Source organism: Bacteroides sp. BFG-606 (genome assembly GCF_024788145.1).
GTDB classification, from domain to species: domain Bacteria; phylum Bacteroidota; class Bacteroidia; order Bacteroidales; family Bacteroidaceae; genus Bacteroides; species Bacteroides vicugnae.
The window spans coordinates 5068143-5089139 of sequence record NZ_JANUIL010000001.1; the positions used below are offsets into that span (position 1 = coordinate 5068143).

The window sequence follows — 20997 nt, forward strand, 5'->3', positions numbered from 1 at the left end:
GTATTTTATTCTGTTATTATTCTGTTACTTTTGGAGCTTCTGTTGTCTTTGCAGCAGCAGGTTTCGGAGTAGCCGGAGCCTCTTCTTTCGGTTTCCGCGGAGGGAAATTCAATTCGACAATGGTATTCTGCGGACAAACTTCCACACATTTCCGGCAAGATTTGCACTTGTTCGGATCAATGTAAGCCAAGTTGTTTTCCAGCGTGATAGCTTCGAACGGACAAGTCTTCACACACTTGCCGCAGCCGATACAGCCCACCGCACAAGCCTTGCGTGTCACAGCTCCCTTGTCTTTATTCACACAAGAGATATACACACGGCGCGATTTCTTTCCTTGCGGACGGATTTCAATAATCGCTTTCGGACAAGCCTTTACACAGGCACCACAAGCGGTACATTTCGCTTCATCCACTTCCGGAAGTCCTGTTTCAGGATTCATGTGGATGGCATCGAACTGACAGGCAGCCACACAGTCGCCGCATCCCAGACAGCCGTAGCTGCAACCCGTTTCCCCGCCATACAGCGAAGCAGCGATAGCACAACTCCTCGCACCGTCGTATTGGTTAATACGCGGACGATTCGCACACGTTCCGTTACATCTCACCACTGCTACCATCGGTTCAGCTTCTCCGGCTGCAAGCCCAAGGATATCAGCAATCTGTGCCATGACGGGCTGTCCGCCTACGGGGCAGAACTTGCCATCCAGCGAACCGGCTTTGACGCAAGCGTCGGCAAATCCGCTACAACCGGGGTAGCCACATCCACCGCAATTAGCCTGGGGAAGCACTTCTCCCACCTGGGCAATCCGCGGATCTTCATACACGGCAAATTTCTTGGAAGCCACATAAAGAATAGCGGCTAGCACGAGCGCTATAGCTCCCAATGAAATCACTGCAATCAGAATCAAATTCATAATGTTTTTAGTTATTTATTGGTTTTATAGTAAATGAAAATTGTTGTTTGAGTCGCGTTTTGTTGAGCCATAAAACGGAATAATAAGGTATAAGGACAGCCAGAGAAAGAAGAGCCGCATACAGTTCATTCCCCATCAAAGCCATCAAAAGAAACAATGAGAATATAAGAAGTACGAAAGGAAGTACAAACGCCAACAATACCGCCATCATGCCCATCGACGTTTCGCCGACCACCATTACCTTCTCTCCCACCTGATAGGAAGAAGCCGCCGTATCTATGATATCTATGATTTTGTCCTTACTATCCGCCGAAGAACAATGTCCCTTTGCGCCACAAGCCGCACAAGCCGATGTCTGGACAATCCTCACCGACAGATGAGAACCCTGTATGTTTTCCACAATACCTAGATGCTTTATAGTATTATTCGTCATTCTGCAAACTCCACATTACAAATCGCGGCAAATTTAATCATTATTTGTGAACTACGAAGCATTCCTCAAACTTTTTCTACATAATAAAATGTTATTTTTTGCGTTTTCGTTATCGCACACGAAAAAGGTATGGCTACTATTTGATAGATTTCAAAAATGACAAATAGACATCTTAAACAAAAAAATCCCGGCCGTTTTATTTATTCAGCCGGGATTTTCTATCAATTATTTCACGGATTACTCCACTATCCTCTTCTTGTAGTAGCGCAGATACATTCTCACCAACGTATTCAAAATCTGTTCAATCTCCTCTTCGTTGTAGGCATTCAAACAGAGATTCATTACTTTTATATAATCGTTCAATGGGAGATTTAGCCCTTTTTTATGCCATTCAAAACATCATGTCCCATACCTAGGGTCTCGCAGACATACTCATTTCTCAATTTCGCACGTTTAAGCAACTCATTAATATAAGCTCCCAAATCACTGCAACAAACCGTTTTCTTTTTCATCTTTGTTTTTTGTTGTTAAATACACACTTCAATAATTAATTATTTTAACTTTTATCCTCACATATCAGGGTAGAGTCTATTTTGTTATTACTACTTTCATGCCGTGTTTTGGCACACACTCATATTTTTTTGCAAAAATAAACATTTTAACTTATAACAAAAAGAAAATGATATCAAACAACTACAGAATGTCCTATTTCATGCCACCGATCGCTCCTATCAAAGACAAACAAGGCCGACTGATGACTCCTCCCACACTTATCCCTTTCTGCGAAGTCTCCCTCGAACAAGTTTTCCAAATGATTACCTGCAACGAGAATCTCAAAACCCTGACCGAACAAGTACGGAATGCCGCGGATATACGAGCAGCCAAAGCGTCATTACTACCGTATGTGACTCCCTGCGGCACATTCACCCGCCGCAGCAGTAAGGATTTCGTCTCCCCGTCTCACTTGGTGATAGTAGATGTGGACGGTCTCTGCTCCTATCAGGAAGCAGTGGAAATGCGCCGTATGCTCTATGACGATCCTCTCCTGCAACCTGTACTCACCTTTATCAGCCCCAGCGGACTGGGTGTAAAGGCATTTGTTCCTTGCCATTATTCCTCCACGACAGATGATGCCAAAAATATCACAGACAACATGAGTTGGGCGATGCGGTACGTAGAGACGGCATACAATACGGTAACAGCGGTTTCTTCCGAAACGAAACCCAAAGTAGATTTCTCCGGCAAAGACCTCGTGAGATCCTGTTTCCTTAGTTATGACCCGGAAGCATTGTTCAGAAGAAATTATAAATTATAAATTAAAAATTATCAATTAAAAGACATGACTGATATTGAATCTTTACGCCGTCTCACCGAAGCAGTTGAAACGGCAGGAGCGGACATTGCTCCCACTTATCTTGAATACGTACAATTGTCATTCGCCATCGCAACGGATTGCGGTGAAGCAGGACGTGAGTTTTTTCACCGCCTATGCCGGGTCTCTCCCAAGTATCAGCGCGAACATGCCGAACGGGTATTCTCCAACGCGCTCCACACCCAACGTGGAGAAGTGCACCTGGGCACGGCTTTCCACCTTGCCGAAGCGACGGGAGTCGCCATCAGCTATGTGGAGACAGTGGGGACAGTGGGGACAGCCCCTCAAATTCTCACACAGGCACGCGCGTATAATAAGGTGGCAAATGAGGAAACAGACGAAGAAACGATCACGGAAGAAAAAGAAGAACTGCTATCCGGTAGCGATCCGCAACACCCGCTACCCACCCTGCCGGAAGCAAACTGGCCGAAACTCCTGCAGCGTATCATCAAAGTAGCGAAAAGTGAGATTCAACGCGACATCATGCTGATGGGAGCATTCACCGCGCTGGGAGCTTGCATGTCGCGCCACGTGCGATGCCTCTATGGCGGCAAATACTATTATCCCAGCCTCCAATGTTTCATCGTAGCGCCCTCTGCTTCCGGCAAAGGCATCCTCTCCTACCTCCGCCTGCTCGTGCAACCCATCCATGACGAGATTCGCGCGAAAGTGGCGGCGCAAATGAAAATCTATAAAAAAGAAAAGGCCGAATATGACGCGATGGGAAAAGAGCGGTCGAAAATGGAAGTCCCGCAAATGCCCCCTAACAAGATGTTCTTGATTTCGGGCAACAACACCGGTACAGGCATCCTACAAAACATTATGGACTCCGAAGGTACAGGACTTATCTTCGAGTCGGAAGCCGACACACTGTCCACCGCCATCGGATCGGAACACGGCCATTGGAGCGACACGCTGCGCAAAGCGTTCGACCACGACTTCTTGTCCTACAACCGTCGCGGTAACCAAGAATATCGGGAAACAAAAAAAGTCTGCCTTTCGCTCCTGATGTCGGGCACCCCACTCCAGGTGAAAGCCTTCATCCCGACAACGGAAGACGGAGGATCCTCCCGCCAGTTGTACTACTACATGTACGGAATCGACAAATGGGTCAGCCAGTTTGTAGACGACGAAACAGACTGGGAAGAGGTATTCAACGCTCTGGGACTGGAATGGAAAAATCAACTGGACGTGATAAGGGAACATGGCATTCACACGCTACAGCTCACGAGCGGGCAGAAAAACGAAATTGACACCGTCTTTTCGGAGTTGTTCGATCGTTCGAGCATAGCCAACGACAGAGAAATGTATAGCTTTGTGGCGCGTATGGCTATCAATTTGTGCAGGATCATGTCGGAAGTAGCCGTGTTGCGCGCTCTCGAACACCCGAATCCCTACAGCCTCCAAATTTCCTCCTCTTCCCCCTTCACACCCGACAAGTCTATTCCTTCGGACAACCGCAAGGACGGCATCGTCACCCGCTGGAACGTATCCATCTCGGCGGAAGACTTCCACGCCGTATTAAATTTGGCGGAACCTCTCTACTGTCACGCCATGCATATCCTGTCGTTCCTCCCCAACACGGAAGTCAGCCACCGCCCCAATGCCGACCGGGATTTCCTCTTCCAGCAACTGGGTAAGGAATTTACCCGCACGGAGTTGTTGGAAAAAGCAACGGCTCTGGGTATCAACAAAAGCACCGCCATCACCTGGCTGAAACGTCTCACCCGGCAAGGCAAGCTAATCAGTGTAGACGGCAAAGGGTCTTACGCGCGTGCGTGTGTGTATGAGTGAAACGGGGAAAAGTGTCCCCACTGTACCCGCCTTACTTACTGTAATCGTTTGGACTGGTACATTCATTTTGATTACCGCATCTGTTTTTACTGCATAAAGCATCGCTTTAGGAGGCGTAAAGCTAAGCTTTAGACATCGTAAAGCGGCGCTTTATGCACCGTAAAAACGCCGCTTTATTCAAGGCTCTCCCAGGGCATCTACAATCACTCTTACTTCCAACGGTGTGAATGAACGTCGCTTTGATTCATAGCCTAAGTCGTACAGGCGTTGCAGAAGTCCGGGACATAGAGAGATCCATTTCTTCATTTTTCGATAAGCGGCAATATCGGTAAGTTCCGGAGAATAGAGTTGAGCCAGTTCCATGCGCCCGTAGGCACGTATTTTGAATTCGTTCATAATGGATAAGTTTCTGATTTACAGTTACAAAAATAGCAAAATATTTCTACATAGCCAACGCTTTTTCATTGAATAATCGATCATAATTGCACACAACCGACAACAATCGTACGCAACTGTGTACTATTGATTTTCCGGAGTTTGAGGGTGGTATCTTTGTATCGTCGAAAGGGAAATAATTCCCCGGACACGATGTTTAACCCTTTAATTTATTGTTTTATGATTCGTTACAAGATTTATCAGAACCAGCAGAAGAAAGGCTTGAATGCGGGTAAGTGGTTCGCCCGTGCAGTAAGCGACGAGACGTTTGATTTGGCAAAACTTGCCGAGCATATGTCGAAGCACAATTCACCGTATTCCGGTGGTGTCATCAAAGGTGTGCTTTCGGATATGGTAGATTGCATCAAGGAATTGTTGCTGGATGGCAAATGTGTGAAAATTGATGATCTTGCCATTTTTGGGGTGGGTATTCGCAGTAAGGCGGCTGATACGCTGGAAGAGTTTTCGCTGGAGAAGAATATTACCGGTATGCGTCTGAAAGCTCGTGCCACCGGTAATCTGTCGACCAATAATCTGAAACTCGACAGTCAGTTGAAGCAGCAGGCGGAATATCAGAAACCGACAACTGCCGGAGGAGGTTCTGATTCGGGTGATAACCCTGATCCGAAACCGGATGGTGGCGGCGAAGCGCCTGACCCGGCTGCCTAAAAGGTTCACCACAGAGGACACGGAGGACACTGAGTTTTTTCACCACAGATTATTTCTTTCCTCTGCGTCCTCTGTGTCCTCCGTGGTGAATAAAAAAACTATTATCAATTTATTTAAAACTTCTTATTATGAGTAATTGTAAGCATCCGATAAAGTACCCGTTTTCTCTGTCATATTTTCATAGCACCTTTGCCTGTGCAATATTGCATGAACTTCTAACATATTTTCATTATGACAAAAGAACAATTTACCTCTTTACAGGAACTGCATCGTTTAAGCGGTCTGAGTCTTCTGAAATTTCTGCAACGTGAACATGTCAGTTACTCCACGTACAATTATTGGAAACGTAAATCTTCCAGTGTTCCTGATCACGAGACATCTGCTCCCCAATCAGTCTTAGCCCCCATCAGCCTGACGTCCCCCTGTATTGCTTCCTCCTCTTCTGTTTCCGGAATGACCCTGTTGTTTCCTAATGGCGTCCGTGCCCATTTGGGTGCCGGTATGGAAGAGGCCGCTTCCCGTTTGATTAACCAATACGCCTGTTGCCATGTTCTGCCTGAATGATACGATGCGGTATTTTCTCTGCCCCGGCAGGACTGATATGCGCAAGGGTATCAGTTCTCTCTGCGGTGTGGTACACGAGCGTATGGGCTGCAGTGTCAGGAACGGTGATGTATTCATCTTCATTGGCAGCAGCCGTAAATTGATGAAGCTTCTCCATGCCGAGGATGGCGGTCTGGTGATGTATGTCAAGCGCCTTGAAGCCGGTCATTTCAAGATTCCCGAATATGACGAGAAATCGTGCAGCTATCCGATGGAATGGCGCGATCTTGTCATTATGGTGGAAGGAATCCGTGAATCTCCCGGGCAGCGTTTGAGACGTCTGAGGGCGGAACGAAATGTATATACTGTATAAAAATAGATGTCGTATTCCTTGTCTGTCCGGGATATATTTTGTACATTTATAGTGTAATTAAAAGAAACGGATTATGACTCAGGAAGAGATGCTTTCACAGATGAACTCAATGCTGCAGTCCCTGCAGCAGGTGAACGCATCCCAGGCTGAGACCATTATCAGGCTTACCCGGCAGAATGAATCCTTACAGAACCGTCTCAATGAGCTGACGGCTCAAGTCGCATGGCTGAACCGCCAGCTTTTCGGTCACAAGTCAGAGAAACTCCCGTCTCTTGATTCCAACCAGCCTGACCTGTTCGGTGACTTTCTTCCTGATAACGCGGCTGAACTGGAAAAAGCGCGTGAAGTAGCGGTGCAGACAATCACAAAAGAAACGGTGGAGAGCAAGAAACGGGAACGGAATAACCGCAGGATAATGGAAGGTCTTCCCGTACTTGAAAGGGTAATCATCGAGCCGGAAGACATTGACCTGGAACTGTACAGGAAGATTGGTGAGGAAGTGACCCGTGTGGTGGAACATAAGCCCGGACAACTTTATATAAAGGAGATTGTACGGCCCAAATATGCCCTTAAAGACAACACTTCACTTCCACCGGTCGGCAGAAAAGGAGTGGAGATAGCCGCCATGCCGCTGTTGCCTATATACAAAGGAATAGCGGGACCTACACTTTTGGCGGAGATACTCCTGCAGAAATATGAGTATCATCTTCCCTTCTACCGCCAGGTGAAACAGTTGCATCACCTGGGCTTCAAAGCTAGTGAAAGTACCATAGACGGATGGTTCAAGCCTGCGGTTGAACTTCTCAAGCCACTTTACGAGGTACTCAGGCAGGAAATCATGAAATCCGACTACATACAGGGGGATGAAACGACCGTACCTGTACTGGACAAGGCAGGACATCAGACCAACAAGGAATACTTGTGGATGGTCAGGGCGGTAGTCGAACGACTGGTGCTTTTCCATTATGACAAAGGATCACGGTCAGGTACGGTGATAGGGCAACTGGCTAAAGACTTCAAGGGTTATTTCCAATGTGACGGCTTTGAGGGTTACGAATCGGCTTTCAAGGTCAACCCGAATGTGCGCCTTGTTAACTGCATGGCTCATATACGCAGGTATTTTGAGCAGGCACTTGCTGAAAACAGGCAGATGGCGGAACATGCCTTAAAAGAAATACAGCTTCTATATCGCATAGAACATGACTGTGACCAGAAGCAGCTTACAGAAAATGAACGAATGGGAAAACGTCAGGAACTTGCCGGACCTATTATGGATGCCTTGAAGCTATGGATGGAAACAGAAGGGATAAAATACAGCCCAAACAGCCTGACCGGAAAGGCGATAACCTATGCCTATACCCGCTGGGAGAATATGATGAGGTATCTGCAGGATGGACGTATCCATATTGATAACAATCTGGCGGAAAATGCCATCCGACCAATCACATTGGGTAGAAAGAACTACTTGTTCTGTGGAGACCATCAGGCGGCCGTCAGCATGAGTGTCGTCTGTTCGTTACTGGCTACGTGCAAAGCGCATAAAGTAAATCCGCGCACTTATCTGAATGACGTTATAGCAAGAATACCATATATGCAGAAGGCAAATTATGAGGAACTGTTACAAATGTTGCCACACAAATGGAAGGAAAAGAATAAAGAATGATGGAGATACAACGATAGATGGCTGCTTACCAGGAAAGGAGATACAGCCATTTTTTTATAGTGTACTTTATCGGATGCTTACGAGTAATTCATCATCTCCCCGCTCCGTATGGAGCTTCATTATCAAAGTAATCATCACCGTTGCCACCGCTATCGGAGGCTTGATCGGAGTACAGAGTTGCATGTAACCCCATGCGGACTATTACATTAATTATCATTCATTGCAGTGCCACGCCGGAAGGAAAATCCCTTTCGGCGGAGGCTTGCCGACAGGATCATATCTTGCACCGTGGCTTTCGTGATATTGGCTATCATTTTTACATTACTCGCGACGGGGAGATCCATCGGGGACGTGCTTTAGAAAAGGTTGGAGCACACTGCCGGAATCATAATGCTCATTCGATAGGTGTTTGTTATGAAGGAGGATTGGATGCGGGCGGAAAGCCGAAAGATACGCGTACTGTGGAGCAAAAAGGAGCTTTGCTTACTTTGTTGAGGGAGTTGAAAAGGCAGTTCCCGAAAGCGTTGATTGTGGGACATCGGGACTTAAATCCGATGAAGGAGTGTCCGTGTTTTGAGTGTGTGAAGGAGTATTCACAGGTAATTTCTTGTCAAAAGTAGCCTAAAAAGCAGTTTTAAAAAGCACCATAAAATTAAAAACAAAGCGTGATTCCACTCGGTTTCACGCTTTGTTATAGCTATTTTCCAATAATACCCAGTTGTTATTTTCACTCATCTAGTTATCTCTCCTTCTTACTCTGATTTATACGCTCCATCTTTAGCCTCAAATATCACAGAAGGCTCAATCACCTCTACAGTATGCCATGCGCCTTTAGGGATTTGGCAACCATATTTTGCCTCAGCAGGACAGAGGTGAATGCGTTGTCTTTCTCGATATTCCACCTTACGAGATACATCCTGCACATCCATACTATGTGGAAGTCCAGATATACTATTCTCATACAAAATAACTTCTTCGTAAATAACTTCATCCAACTTACCACACAAACAAATTACAGTTTCTGTGGTATCTTCATGCCGATGGATAGGCACTTTAGTTTCTGGCAACAATGCGTTTAGCATACGTTGACTAGTATCGGCAGATGAGGTGCGTAGGTCGAAGTTCTGACGCAAACGTGGATTCTCCATAGCTTGTTCAAATAGCTTGCCCAAAAACTCTTTATCAAATTCCATAATCGTTATTGTTTCAATGATATGAGATATTCTTCATGCAAATGATAGTATTTTTTCATAAACAATATGTATACGATAGCCAATACAGCTAATACACCCACCAAATATAACCAATGAGCAAACACTGTATCGGGACAAAGATAGATAAATCCAAGGGAAATCACTAACTGCATAACCGTATACAGCAATGAAACTTTTACATGACCCACTTTCAACTCATTAGCCATAATCTGATAAGCATGCTTACGATGTGCCTCACCCAAGTTCTCGTGCAACATAATACGATGTACAATAGTCAGACAGCCATCCACACCATATACTAACAAGAATATCAGCCAAGTAATATCCGTTGTCTTGATCATCACATTACCTAACAGAAACAGTATGATAAAAGCAATGCCGATAGAGCCGACATCCCCTGCAAAGCATTTCGCTTTACCCTTCGGACAGAAATTGAAAAAACAAAACACCAATGAAGAAAGAATCGTTGATATGATCAAACTCTGTTCTACAAAAACACCATCCATATTCACCAGTGCCAACGGAACCAATACAGCCAAAGAGTATCCTGCTGTGATACCATTGATTCCATCCATGAAGTTTATCACATTCGTGGCACCGACATAGACTATTAGTGCCAGTAATATTATCCACCACATTGACCAATGCAATATGCCAAGCTGATAGAATGCCATTGCGGCAGCTGCAAATTGAGCGACCAATCTTACAGAGTCCGGTAATGAATGGATGTCATCTACAAAGCTAATGCCTGCTACAAGTGTCAGACCCACTAGAAACCAAGGATATTGAAATCCGAAGAAGGCGCTCCAAATCCATATCCCAATTAAGAAAATTATACCTCCACCACGCAATACAATCGTAGAATGTGATGAGCGTTCGTTGGGTTTGTCGATGATGTTGCATTTATCCGCAATACGGAAATAGAGGAGTTCTGCAATGAGAAGCAGAATAAAAATAATAATGTATGTATTCATTTCAAATTATTATAATCCCATTATCTTATCTAATTTTTTCAGACATTCTTCTTTTGTGAAAAATTTATCGTAATACTCCCGTCCTTTTCGTCCTTTTTCTTGAAGTTCCGACTTACTCATCTTCGACAATGTAATTACAAGTTCCGCCAATTCTTCAGAATCACCTGCAGAAACATTCCAACCACAATCTGCGTTCTTTATAACTTCACCACCCTCTCCATTTAGCACAGCAACAATCGGTCGTTCAGCTGCCATATATGAAGCTATCTTAGCAGGAGAATACAGATTAAATAATGGTGAATCGGTCAAAGACACAAGCATAACATTCGCCTTTTCAAAAAACATTGGCATAGTTTCAGATGGAAAACGCCCGAGGGTAAGCACTGTATCGTTAAGCTCGTATTCTTTCACAAATGAACGAACCCATTCTAATTTACGTCCATCGCCAACAATCACCCATTTGATATTTCCATACTCTTTGGTTTTCAATGCAGCTTTCATATTACACTCCATACCATGGGCCTCACCTACAGCACCTGCAAACATGATGATAAAATCATTTTTGTCTGACAGTTTCTGCAATTCTCTTGGAAGAGAAAAAAGCCGAATCTGATATATTGGTTGTTCCATCACTCCACTGTGGAAAATAGATTATCTTGTCCCGATAATCACCATATTGTAAGATACTTTGATCGAAACTTCGTGAAGAGGTAAGTATTTTATCCGAGTTCTTGTATTCACTCTTCGCAAACCAATTAAAGAATCCAAGAATAACTTGATTGTTAATACCACCTGCAGCAGCCAAACTTTCGGGCCATAAATCAAGAACCCAAGTATAAAGTGGCACATGTCGCATTTTCTTGTACAACACCGCTGGACTTGACATTGTTACCGGTGATAGCTGTTGACAAAACACTATATCATATTTATGAAACAATGCATGGAAAAACATCCACACCCAACCCACAATCAGATAACTGAAGTAATTGAATATAAGCATAATCTTATTACCTTCACCACGAGGTATAATTGGCAGGTGTGTCACCCGTACTCCGTTGATTACTTCATGTCGTTTATTTAACATCCCATAACTTGGAAAAAAAGTACCTTTGGGATAATTTGGTATGCCAGTCACCACATGCACGTCATGCCCTTCTTCTACTAAATGAAAGGCGATATCATTACCACGAAACGTCTCAGGATAAAAATACTGACACACAAAAAGTATCTTCTTTTTCTTCATTATAACTTTAAATCAAATAATAAGACATACTTAATGCCTTTTTTTTTATCTTCTCAACCATATTAAAAACATCAAATACCGCATTTAGTGCACTTTCAGGAGCCAATGGTTTTTTATTTCTTGCGAAAGAATGGGCATACGTTCCTCTTATATTTTTCAAGATTACCAAAGAAGCAAGTTCCCGAGCATTTTGAGGGACATCAATACCTATTGGGGGTAAAAGCTTGCGCATATATTTTACATCAATACCATGGTTGTCTTGTGTCGCATATTTACTTAACTCACTTTTACGCTCACGCAGTCTCGCAGACAAATAATCATTCAGCTTCGTATTATCCCATTTTTTCTCATCATTAAGGGACAATGGATGCTCATCAAAATGCAAAAAGCAAAATGTCGCAAAAGAAAATTTACGAAGTTTTGAATTAAATTCCCTTTCTATCTTATCAACAGAATACAATGTAACATCTTCTAAAAATTCTTCAAATGCTGCATGGCATAAAATACAGAAAGAATGTACGTCCAAATTATAATCCACGGGTTTCTCTAAAGGGTCTGTATGTGGTGCTATATATTTGATTGCAAGTTCAAGTATATGATCCTCCAATTCTTTAAATTTATTTTCTAATTCTTCTTGTGACATATTCAAATGGCGTTATTTTACCCTGAATTCCATAGGCTTCTGACACAATATCTTGAATTCTTGAATATCGAATTTTATAGTTTTCCATATTCTTCGTTGAACCATCAATAGTAGCTTGAAAATCAAAATCTTCTTCAAAGAGTTTTATATATAGATCTTTGAATTTTGAATTATTATCAATCGTCAGCTTTTCATATTCTATTTTATCAAAAAAGAAAACTAAAACTTCAAGTAGCACTCTATTAAATTTCGTATTTAATTCCCCATTCTTGTATTTACGTCCCACTTTATTATTATTATCAAAAACATCAACCAACTTCTTTACTGCTTCAAATACACGATTTTTAAGTTTTTCAATATATTCTTGGTCACTATCCCAACGCTCATTGAATACTTTAGTTTTGTTATCTAGAAATTGGAGCAAATTTCCTTTGTAATCAGAGGCATATTCTAAGAAAGACATACAGCGAAGCAGAACCTCAACATCACGCAACCTCTTATCTGGACCTTTTATATTCATTACATTACGCAGAATATTATCCTCATCAGTTACTTGAAGCAAGAATTCTGAGAATTTGCCTTTATTTAGTGCTTGCCTCAGCTCTTGAGAACTTAATTTAGTTGAGCCAGCATTTAGTCTGTAAAAAATATCATATAGAGAATTTTCACTATGATAATTTGATATAACAGTACATCTGAGAGCTGAATTTTCAAAAATCCTTAACAATTCGGTATCAGAAGACAAGTCATCATAGGAAAGAGCGTTATATTTACTTTTTAGATCTGCCGTCTTTGGATTTCTTCTATCCCAATATTTGTACTTCTCATTATCCTTATATCCTGCAATAGTCAACAATCGTTGTTTGCCATCTATAACAATAAACGAATTCCTCTTTCCTTTACTTTCAGCAAGCACAATTTCAGGAATGGGATAACCTATTAATATAGATTCTATTAGTCTGCTTCTCTTTGTGTCATTCCAAGCATTACGTCGCTGAAAGCCAGGATTAAGGTCGATATTTCCCTGTTCTATTTGATTTAAAATTGTTGCTACTGTCCAATCTCGTGAATAAACTATTAGATCAGTATTGTCTTCAACAGAATTAATATCATCAACATCTTGATATCCATCTTCAAATTCATCTTCACTCATACTTATATTTTTTAGAATTTCATATTTATTATCATTCAGTTTGCTCTGCTATATAATAGTTCAATTTTGATGTACCGTATAGGAGAGAAAGCACCTTTCAGTTTTTTCCTATTAAATAAACCAAAAATGTTGTGAAATATTCTACAAGAAACTTGATTGTAGATACAAAATGATTAGAGAGATTCTCCATGAAGTAGAGTCTCAGTTTGGTACTTGAAATAAAATCTTTCGAGATCGTCACTGCTATACATAAATTTTAGTTTGCAGCAAAAGTCTTGATTTAAAAAGAGAGTCCTAATTTGAGTGCTTACCTCTGAGGAATGGCTTCCGCTTTATAATGGATAAATAAGGTTTCAAAATTAAAGCAATTTGTTGACTAAATAAAAAAGTCTTTTACTTATAAAATACGAATATGATAATAGTTTAACTATGAAAGACGGATATGACTTAAGAGTTTCACAATGCTTGTCAGCCTCAAAGGTGGCAAGAATCGACTCATATTCCTTGTATGTAACAATCTTGGCTGACGAGTGTAAAATACCTCTTACCCAAAATGGTAATAAATACAATTTAACAAATGAAGTAGTATTGTCCGACCTTAGATAAATCTCTTGCAAATTTTGGAAAAAAGGATATGCCTTCACTATCTTCGACACATTCGATGCAGTCATTATTGACCCTGGACGATGAAGATAGTTATAAAGTGGCTTCTTGATATGCACGACTTCATCTACACTCAGAAGGGCTTTCCAGATAAACAGCTGATCCTCACCATATGGATTATTTTCGAAAGTCAATTTGTGGTCTTTATACCACTTAATGTTCAGTAATGAACCTGGGGCTAATATTCTAATTTGACGTTTTAAAAATAATTCTTGTATTTGGGAACGAGAATAAACTTCAATACCATTATCATAACTGGTAGACTTAAATACATCATTTTCTATTACATCCTGAAAATCAGAGATTACAAATTTTACATTTGGAACTTTTACAATTACCCTTTCGAAATACTCTAACGTGTCTGGCTGAATAATGTCATCACTATCCGGAAAATAAACATACTCTCCTTTAGCGACAGCAAAACCTGCATTTCGGGCACCTGAAAGACCTGTATTCTCTTGATGAACCACTCTCACTTGGGAATATTGTGCTGCAAATTCATCGCATATTCTTGGACAACCATCTAGAGAGCCATCATCTACCAATATCAACTCATAATCCGATATTGTCTGATTGAGAACAGATTGAACTGAATTTCGTAAATACTTCTCAACATTATAGACAGGCATTACTATTGAAAACTTAGGCTGCATATCTCATATATTTTAAAGTTACACAATCCGAGATGCACAACACTACTTTTTTCCTACTACTGATATTCCATATAAGATGGAGTATTACATTGCTATTCATTATATTACACCTATTTATTATTTTTTATCTTTCGAAGTATGCTTGAAAGGACATCTTACATGCATCCTTTCTAGCGCGTATGGTATAGTCTAACAGCATTTGATAAAAAGGCCCTTTACAATATTGATTTCTTTCCGAAGAACCTTACATAGAGAATATAGAATCCGTAAATCACGAATCATCAGGTTCAGCCGCTCTCTTGATGCCATACTTCTGCTAGAATTCTATTATATTCTCCTTCGCACCATCATTCACTATAATGATTTCATGGTTGGAATGGAGTTGAGCCAGTATACTCTCAATAGCCTCATAGAGTTAGTCGATATGACTATAGAATGATATGATTACACTTACATTCTTCATTTTAACATATTTAGAAATTTCACATCAACATTAATCCTTGGCAAATAGTACTTTTTCAGGAATGATGGCTTAGTAATCGGGCAAGCCACTGTACCAAAGGCGTATTTATACACCTTTCCTGCCAAATGCTTATTGGTATAACCGCAGGCATAATAAGAGCCGTAAGGATAAGCAAACATCTCTACAGATTTACCAATGATCTGCTCTAACTCGCGTCTAGAATCCTGAAGGTCTTGCAATGCTTGGTCCTTGTTGAGTAAAACGAACTCCCCATGACTTACACCATGAGAAGCGATAGTACAAAGTCTGTTTTGAGACATCTCCACAAGTTGTTTTCGAGTGATAAATTCCTCTTTATCCAAAAGTGACACATTCACAAAGAGAGTGAACGGAATACCTGCTTCTTTCAGCAAAGGATAAGCATTATGATAGAAGTTCTCAGGAACATCATCTATTGTAAGTGCAAAAAAATCCTGTTCTTTCTCCCAATTCTCCAAACGGATAGTTTTCTTATTCTTTAACCACTGAAGGAACTCCCTGCATTGCTCCGTAGAGATACGAAAAGGCTCTGTCTCTTCATCCTGCACCTCATCTCCCACCCAATGCAACATCAAGACTCTTCCTCTTTCAGGAAAGAATTTAGCCACATTTGTGTGAAATATATGGCAACACTTTCCTATAGTACGTCTAACCAGCTTCATTTAAGCTCAAGTACTTTTTTTATGAGATTCAACTGATAATGAGGATTCCAACAATCATCAATCTCTTTATAGCAAGCTTTACGGACTTCTTCTCGACAACCGCTCTTTGATGTAAACCACTGAGAGATGCTACGAGCAAGATCTTCCACATTATCGTACTCGAAGAAACCACCTGTATGACCTGGGATAATAGATTCAAATTCAGGCATCTGCCACTTGAAGTTATTGTGGGAAATAGCAGGACAACCGAACATAAGTACATGCATAGCAGTAAGTCCGATATTTCCAGGGAGCCACACAGAGATCGGCATTATAAATAAGTTCCGCATTGATCTTCTCATCAAAGCAGGGACCATAAAACCACACATTATCTTGAAGCTGATACTTAACTACCTCCACTTCCAGCGACTGACGAATCTCACCATCACCCACAAAGGCAATGTTGTAATTCTCACCTTTTTGTTTGAGAATGCCAACCGCCCCCACAATCTGATTCAGTTTCTTCACAGGAGTTAAGCGACCGATAAAAATAATAGTCGGATTGTCATTTTTGAAATGCTCTTTATAAACATTAGAAGTAACAATGTTATTACGAAGTTCCAGCTGTTTATCATAATCCAGAGAGTTCTTGATGACATGCAGTTTGCTGGCATCAAAGCCCTCCTTTATCATTTCATTTCTGGCATAATCTCCATACAAGAAAAATCCGTCTACCTTTCTAAAAAAAAACTTTTTGATATTTTTCTGCCAACAGGACTCCTTACCATACCACCCGTGAGTCCAAAGGTAAAGTTTGGAATCTTTCATCCCCTTGCCCAATTTTTGCAAAAGCCACCATTCCGAGAAAGAACGGATAACACCGGGACAGATAATGGCATCATACTGCTGAATATTCAGTTTCTTGATACCCTTGTAATACACCATAGGACCCAAGACCTTCTTCTCTTCCATTGACAAATCACAATGCTTAAGCAAAGAGTAGTCAAACATCTTCAGATTACGCTTCGCATTGCCACAAAAGAACCAATCCACATCAAGTTCTTTGTCCATCAGTTTATATATCGCTTCCCTATATAATGGTGCATAAGGAAAAAGCACAGCGATTTTTTTTGCCATAATATTCTTTTTATCCTTTACTACATCCTCAGCATCCTCTCAATCGCCCACCTATGGCTTTCACATTGAAAATTATTGAGCATCATCGGAATGTCCGGACCTTTCAAAAGGCCATAAACCGCATGAGAGAGAATATGCATGTCAGTTGTGGGAGCTACAGCACCCAATCCTCTGAGTAAGTAGAGTTTATACTCAATCCATAGAGATTTGAGGGTGGTATTGAGATACTCCCAATACTTGTCTTCTTCGTTTAGGAGCTCACACAAGTAATCGTTGTATAACTTACATTCTGTACTCTCATCTAGTTTAAGACTAGTTTCTGAGAACCTCGTGTTGTGTACCTCAAAGGATAGCTGCATATCCTCATCAATGTCCATTTCTACAATAAGTCCCTTGTACCAGTTTTCACCATGTTGGTTAGAGAATAACTGAAAAAAGAAATTGCCAAGGCTGTAAAAAATCTTTTTGCCATTGTATTCTTCCCATCCCTGTGGAGTATGAGGATGTGAAGCGATAACGGTATCAGCTCCCATATCAATAAACTCTTTATAGCGAGCACGCCATTCTGGAAGGGGTACAACGACATCCTCCACTCCTGCATGCGGAAGGACAATCAGTAGATCACATTCCTTCTTGGCATTCAGAATAGTCTTATTGACAAGAGGATGATTGATCCAAGCAGTACCATAATCCGAAGACTTAGAGTCAAGTCCTAAAGCCCCAAACTCCTTATGTACCAAACACAAAAGACCAACCTTGATTCCATCCTTCTCGATCACACGAAGGTTATAGGCATCCTTGAAACTTCCAGCACCGACAATAAGGGTATCCTCCTTGAATGCTCTGATAGAAGTCTCACATCCTTCCTTATCTTGATCCATCATATGGTTATTAGCCAGCATAATGATGTTAGCTCCAAGGTTCTCGATAAACGCAGGAGAATCTAGAGACTGAGTCAACGCAGGCCCACTCTTATATATAGTTTTTCCCACACCTCTAACTGGAGCTTCAAAATTGACAGCTACATAATCTGCACTCTTGAGTAAATTCAGCAGACGTTGATCAACTTGTATTCTCTTTGGGTCTTGGCTTACGAAATCGCCACAGATAACAAACTTCATATCAAGTATTATTCGTCAAATTTTCTACCAAGAATTTCCACACCCTCATTAGAATATGAGTTCATGATACCACCCCAAGGGCTGAAAGTCAACTCACCAAAATAGATTTTACCGTTGAAATCATAGAGATCAACTCTGACAAATTCAAAATCACTGGAAAGCTTCTCTGCTAGAATTACCATTTCCTTCAAATGCTCAGGTTTAGGAGGAATACTTGCAGGCATAAACTCTGGTTTGGTGTAAGGAAGCTGTTGCCAACTGGTATCTAGTGTACAGTACTTTGCTCCAGACTCGCGTTCGCAAACAACAAAAACATCTGCCACCTTACCCTTGATACAATGAAACTTATAGTCAGTAGGAAGAACAGAGCCATCACCCATCAGTTCCTCTGCTAAAATCATTGGCTTAATAGCACAATAATGAGGTTCGGTATTACGAAGATGTGATGCTCCTTCAAGAGTTGCATTCATTTCCTTAATGACAACAGGAATGTTCATCTTTAATTTGTCGGTACAGATGTAGTGTCCTCCACTACCGTTATTAGCCTTCAAGATAAAGTGGTCAGGAAGCTGATCAAACGGGATCTGATTGGCATTCTCCCAAGCACCATATTGTTTGAGAAGAATATCCTCAAGCCCCTTAGCCTTAACATACTCACGCACCTTTACCTTGTCAGCATAGTCTGCATATTTCAAAAAATCCTTAGAAAGCATTGCAGAGAGTATTCTTTCTGACAGATCTTTCGGGTGTTTGAAATTTGGTAAATGATGACGATGGCTATAATAACGCATTGTATAGTTCACACGCTGACCTAACACATTAGCGACAAAATCGCCTAACCAAGAATTAAACCGGCTTCTCCAATTGCCTTTATCTTCTACTACTGGCATAATTATTTATTTTTGTAATACTTGTAAAATTTGATTGCACATGGCAACACTTCTGTCATATAGTTTTCTATAAGATTGTATTTGTCTAGTAATTTAAACTGACTCACAACAGCTTTATAAGCATACTTTTTCATTACTCGTCTTTGTTTATGATATAAAGCACCTCCTGAAATGATAGAATAGATACATTTTCTCCATATAGGGAAACTTAACTCTTCAACAAAAGTCTTATATGAGCCCTCATAAACATTCTTATAGTTTGCATGATTTTCAATGATATCTGACAGTCTATCAACAAAGCCTTTAACATCCTTGTGTGAAATAATGAAACCATTAATTCCATTCCGAATAATCTCTTGATTAGCTATCTTGAAATCAGACACAATTGGAATACATCCTATTCTCATTGCTTCTAATAAAGCCATTGGAAATCCCTCCCTACGAGAAGGAGCAAGAAATACATTACAAGAAGCAATGATTTCAGCAGCTTGCTGTTGAGGTATAAGCCCAGTGACTATTACTCTTTCATCATTCGGTAATATCAAACGAATATCTTTGAAAGGCTGGAACTTCTTAAACGGAGGAGTCGTAATGCCCAACCAATAAAACTCAAAAAGTAAATTTGATTTACACAGTTCATTAACAATTGGTATGACTACATCTGGAGACTTACTAGCAGCAGATCCACCAGCAAAAACAATCTTGATCTTTTCAGCAACCATTTTCTCTTGTCTTTTAGCTGCCGAATCTGGATTATCAGCCACAGAGTTAAATACAACCTTAATTTTATCATTATTCTTTATTCCGAAACGACGGCTTATATAATCCTTACAACTGCTAGATAAAGCGATAATATTGTCAATATAATCATTGTTAAATGCAGCATTATCACAATCCATTGTTCCTAAAGAATGTGATACTGTAATCAACCGTGTTTTATTATCTATGAATGCAGCCAATAAAGACATAATATGAGAATTACTATTAATTATCACATCATAATTCTCAATCAATAATTTACTTAAAATATTTGAAGCATCACCGAAATTATAAATATTAATTCCATATGTAGAATATGTCCTCACATACCCCTGATACGATTCAATATTCTCATCAACCAATAGATGAACCTCGTTCTCTTCATTCAAAAGACTACACAATTCTCTATTGAAAGATGGTATTCCTGCATTCGGGGTCACAGATGAGGTTGCTAATAGTATTTTCATAAATCTTCAAATATTGCTTCTATTCTATATACAAATATCTATCATAGAATTTTATTCATAGTTTTCCACGAAAAGTGTTGGAAACTAAACCATAATCAAATCCCCCTGATACTATCATAATAAAAAATCAAGCACAACATTCTCTTGATATTCATTTCTCATGATATAACTGAATTTTCATTATTTTGCCAAACGATTTCGGATCAACTTAGCAGGAGCTCCCCCAATTATGGAATAAGGCGGATAATCTTTTGTAACAACCGATCCCATTCCAACAATTGTTCCTTTCGATATGTGACGTCCAGGAGTTATCAGCGTATTCATTCCTATCCAGCAATCATCTTCGATAATAGTCTTTTTCGGAGGATAACAACCTTGATCATTTAATGGAACATCAGTCCTTTCAAAAATATGATTCTTATCAAGGATAAAACAATTTCGACTCAGAATAACATGGCTTCCAATAACAGTATCTCCTGGAATAGAAGTATTTGCTCCTATCCCAGATTCATCACCCATTTCAATATTACGACCCGATGCAAAGTGAACTTTTCGGTTAATAGTTCTAATATGCCCGCATTTCTTAAAAATACGTTTAACACAAAATACTCGTACCCAATTACTTCCTCTCCCCAATGGTCTAACAATACAATAGGAATCTGGTAAATACTGAGCAAAACCATAGTAGACAGCCAAAAAGAATAATTGGCTTAATCGAATAGTTTTTCCGTATATTTTCATA

27 protein-coding genes are annotated in these 20997 nt (G+C 40.7%); 8 read left to right on the forward strand and 19 right to left on the reverse strand.

What is annotated here, in order from left to right:
- Window positions 1–16: 16 nt before the first annotated feature.
- From NXV01_RS19460 to NXV01_RS19475, 4 genes are all read right to left on the reverse strand, one after another.
- Entirely contained in the window at window positions 17–913 is an 897-nt protein-coding gene (locus tag NXV01_RS19460) for a Fe-S cluster domain-containing protein (RefSeq protein WP_259023078.1), read from the reverse strand.
- 7 nt (window positions 914–920) lie between these two features.
- Complete coding sequence (locus NXV01_RS19465; RefSeq protein WP_234133546.1) at window positions 921–1346, reverse strand: SoxR reducing system RseC family protein; 426 nt, start codon at window positions 1344–1346, stop codon at window positions 921–923.
- A gap of 237 nt (window positions 1347–1583) precedes the next feature.
- Window positions 1584–1709, reverse strand: coding sequence for a hypothetical protein (locus NXV01_RS19470; RefSeq protein ID WP_258980917.1), 126 nt, complete (start codon window positions 1707–1709; stop codon window positions 1584–1586).
- An 8-nt stretch (window positions 1710–1717) separates the two neighbouring features.
- On the reverse strand, window positions 1718–1858 hold the full coding sequence (locus tag NXV01_RS19475) for a hypothetical protein (RefSeq protein ID WP_217722105.1): 141 nt from the start codon (window positions 1856–1858) through the stop codon (window positions 1718–1720).
- Window positions 1859–2028: 170 nt separating this feature from the next.
- On the opposite strand from NXV01_RS19475, the gene NXV01_RS19480 reads away from it, so the two are divergent.
- A complete protein-coding gene (locus NXV01_RS19480) occupies window positions 2029–2661 on the forward strand; it encodes a BT4734/BF3469 family protein (RefSeq protein ID WP_297284816.1) in 633 nt (210 codons plus the stop codon).
- A gap of 24 nt (window positions 2662–2685) precedes the next feature.
- Window positions 2686–4512, forward strand: a complete 1827-nt coding sequence (locus NXV01_RS19485; protein WP_259023079.1) for a DUF3987 domain-containing protein — start codon at window positions 2686–2688, stop codon at window positions 4510–4512.
- A 177-nt stretch (window positions 4513–4689) separates the two neighbouring features.
- Here NXV01_RS19485 and NXV01_RS19490 read toward each other — a convergent pair whose 3' ends face one another.
- A complete protein-coding gene (locus NXV01_RS19490; RefSeq protein ID WP_004297475.1) occupies window positions 4690–4908 on the reverse strand; it encodes a DUF4248 domain-containing protein in 219 nt (72 codons plus the stop codon).
- A gap of 219 nt (window positions 4909–5127) precedes the next feature.
- On the opposite strand from NXV01_RS19490, the gene NXV01_RS19495 reads away from it, so the two are divergent.
- From NXV01_RS19495 to NXV01_RS19520, 6 genes are all read left to right on the forward strand, one after another.
- Window positions 5128–5616, forward strand: coding sequence for a DNA-binding protein (locus tag NXV01_RS19495; protein ID WP_099145941.1), 489 nt, complete (start codon window positions 5128–5130; stop codon window positions 5614–5616).
- Window positions 5617–5847: 231 nt separating this feature from the next.
- Window positions 5848–6180 (forward strand): IS66 family insertion sequence element accessory protein TnpA, encoded by a 333-nt coding sequence (tnpA, locus tag NXV01_RS19500; RefSeq protein ID WP_217723764.1) that lies wholly within the window; start codon window positions 5848–5850, stop codon window positions 6178–6180.
- Window positions 6164–6532: an IS66 family insertion sequence element accessory protein TnpB gene (gene tnpB / locus NXV01_RS19505; RefSeq protein ID WP_195650752.1), complete on the forward strand. Its 369-nt coding sequence runs from the start codon at window positions 6164–6166 to the stop codon at window positions 6530–6532. Before tnpA ends, tnpB begins: the two co-directional genes overlap by 17 nt.
- Window positions 6533–6605: 73 nt before the next feature.
- A complete protein-coding gene (gene tnpC / locus NXV01_RS19510; RefSeq protein ID WP_259022514.1) occupies window positions 6606–8195 on the forward strand; it encodes an IS66 family transposase in 1590 nt (529 codons plus the stop codon).
- A gap of 73 nt (window positions 8196–8268) precedes the next feature.
- Window positions 8269–8382: a smalltalk protein gene (locus tag NXV01_RS19515; protein ID WP_259023080.1), complete on the forward strand. Its 114-nt coding sequence runs from the start codon at window positions 8269–8271 to the stop codon at window positions 8380–8382.
- Window positions 8383–8386: 4 nt separating this feature from the next.
- Complete coding sequence (locus NXV01_RS19520; protein ID WP_259023081.1) at window positions 8387–8815, forward strand: N-acetylmuramoyl-L-alanine amidase; 429 nt, start codon at window positions 8387–8389, stop codon at window positions 8813–8815.
- A 132-nt stretch (window positions 8816–8947) separates the two neighbouring features.
- Here the strand turns inward: NXV01_RS19520 and NXV01_RS19525 are convergent, their stop codons facing one another.
- From NXV01_RS19525 to NXV01_RS19585, 14 genes are all read right to left on the reverse strand, one after another.
- Window positions 8948–9388, reverse strand: a complete 441-nt coding sequence (locus NXV01_RS19525) for a WbuC family cupin fold metalloprotein (RefSeq protein WP_148367000.1) — start codon at window positions 9386–9388, stop codon at window positions 8948–8950.
- 5 nt (window positions 9389–9393) lie between these two features.
- The gene (locus tag NXV01_RS19530; protein WP_259023082.1) at window positions 9394–10383 is read right to left on the reverse strand and encodes a glycosyltransferase family 4 protein; all 990 of its coding nucleotides are present in this window, start codon (window positions 10381–10383) and stop codon (window positions 9394–9396) included.
- 9 nt (window positions 10384–10392) lie between these two features.
- Window positions 10393–10965: a glycosyltransferase gene (locus NXV01_RS19535; protein WP_259023083.1), complete on the reverse strand. Its 573-nt coding sequence runs from the start codon at window positions 10963–10965 to the stop codon at window positions 10393–10395.
- A complete protein-coding gene (locus tag NXV01_RS19540) occupies window positions 10940–11626 on the reverse strand; it encodes a glycosyltransferase (protein ID WP_259023084.1) in 687 nt (228 codons plus the stop codon). The genes NXV01_RS19535 and NXV01_RS19540 overlap by 26 nt, the downstream gene beginning before the upstream one ends.
- Before the next feature lie 7 nt (window positions 11627–11633).
- Window positions 11634–12269: a HEPN domain-containing protein gene (locus NXV01_RS19545; RefSeq protein WP_259023085.1), complete on the reverse strand. Its 636-nt coding sequence runs from the start codon at window positions 12267–12269 to the stop codon at window positions 11634–11636.
- Window positions 12244–13422 carry a DUF262 domain-containing protein gene (locus tag NXV01_RS19550; RefSeq protein WP_259023086.1) on the reverse strand — a complete coding sequence of 393 codons (1179 nt, stop codon included), beginning with the start codon at window positions 13420–13422 and terminating at the stop codon, window positions 12244–12246. The genes NXV01_RS19545 and NXV01_RS19550 overlap by 26 nt, the downstream gene beginning before the upstream one ends.
- Before the next feature lie 359 nt (window positions 13423–13781).
- A complete protein-coding gene (locus NXV01_RS19555) occupies window positions 13782–14738 on the reverse strand; it encodes a glycosyltransferase (RefSeq protein WP_259023087.1) in 957 nt (318 codons plus the stop codon).
- A gap of 316 nt (window positions 14739–15054) precedes the next feature.
- Entirely contained in the window at window positions 15055–15141 is an 87-nt protein-coding gene (locus NXV01_RS26065) for a hypothetical protein (protein WP_366045244.1), read from the reverse strand.
- A gap of 56 nt (window positions 15142–15197) precedes the next feature.
- The gene (locus NXV01_RS19560) at window positions 15198–15902 is read right to left on the reverse strand and encodes a polysaccharide deacetylase family protein (RefSeq protein WP_259023088.1); all 705 of its coding nucleotides are present in this window, start codon (window positions 15900–15902) and stop codon (window positions 15198–15200) included.
- A gap of 222 nt (window positions 15903–16124) precedes the next feature.
- Entirely contained in the window at window positions 16125–17018 is an 894-nt protein-coding gene (locus tag NXV01_RS19565; RefSeq protein WP_259023089.1) for a glycosyltransferase, read from the reverse strand.
- A gap of 20 nt (window positions 17019–17038) precedes the next feature.
- Entirely contained in the window at window positions 17039–18139 is a 1101-nt protein-coding gene (locus tag NXV01_RS19570; RefSeq protein WP_259023090.1) for a CapA family protein, read from the reverse strand.
- Window positions 18140–18147: 8 nt separating this feature from the next.
- On the reverse strand, window positions 18148–19029 hold the full coding sequence (locus NXV01_RS19575; protein ID WP_259023091.1) for an ATP-grasp fold amidoligase family protein: 882 nt from the start codon (window positions 19027–19029) through the stop codon (window positions 18148–18150).
- Window positions 19030–19031: 2 nt separating this feature from the next.
- Complete coding sequence (locus NXV01_RS19580) at window positions 19032–20255, reverse strand: glycosyltransferase family 4 protein (protein WP_259023092.1); 1224 nt, start codon at window positions 20253–20255, stop codon at window positions 19032–19034.
- A 180-nt stretch (window positions 20256–20435) separates the two neighbouring features.
- Window positions 20436–20996, reverse strand: coding sequence for a DapH/DapD/GlmU-related protein (locus tag NXV01_RS19585; RefSeq protein ID WP_259023093.1), 561 nt, complete (start codon window positions 20994–20996; stop codon window positions 20436–20438).
- Window position 20997 lies beyond the last annotated feature (1 nt).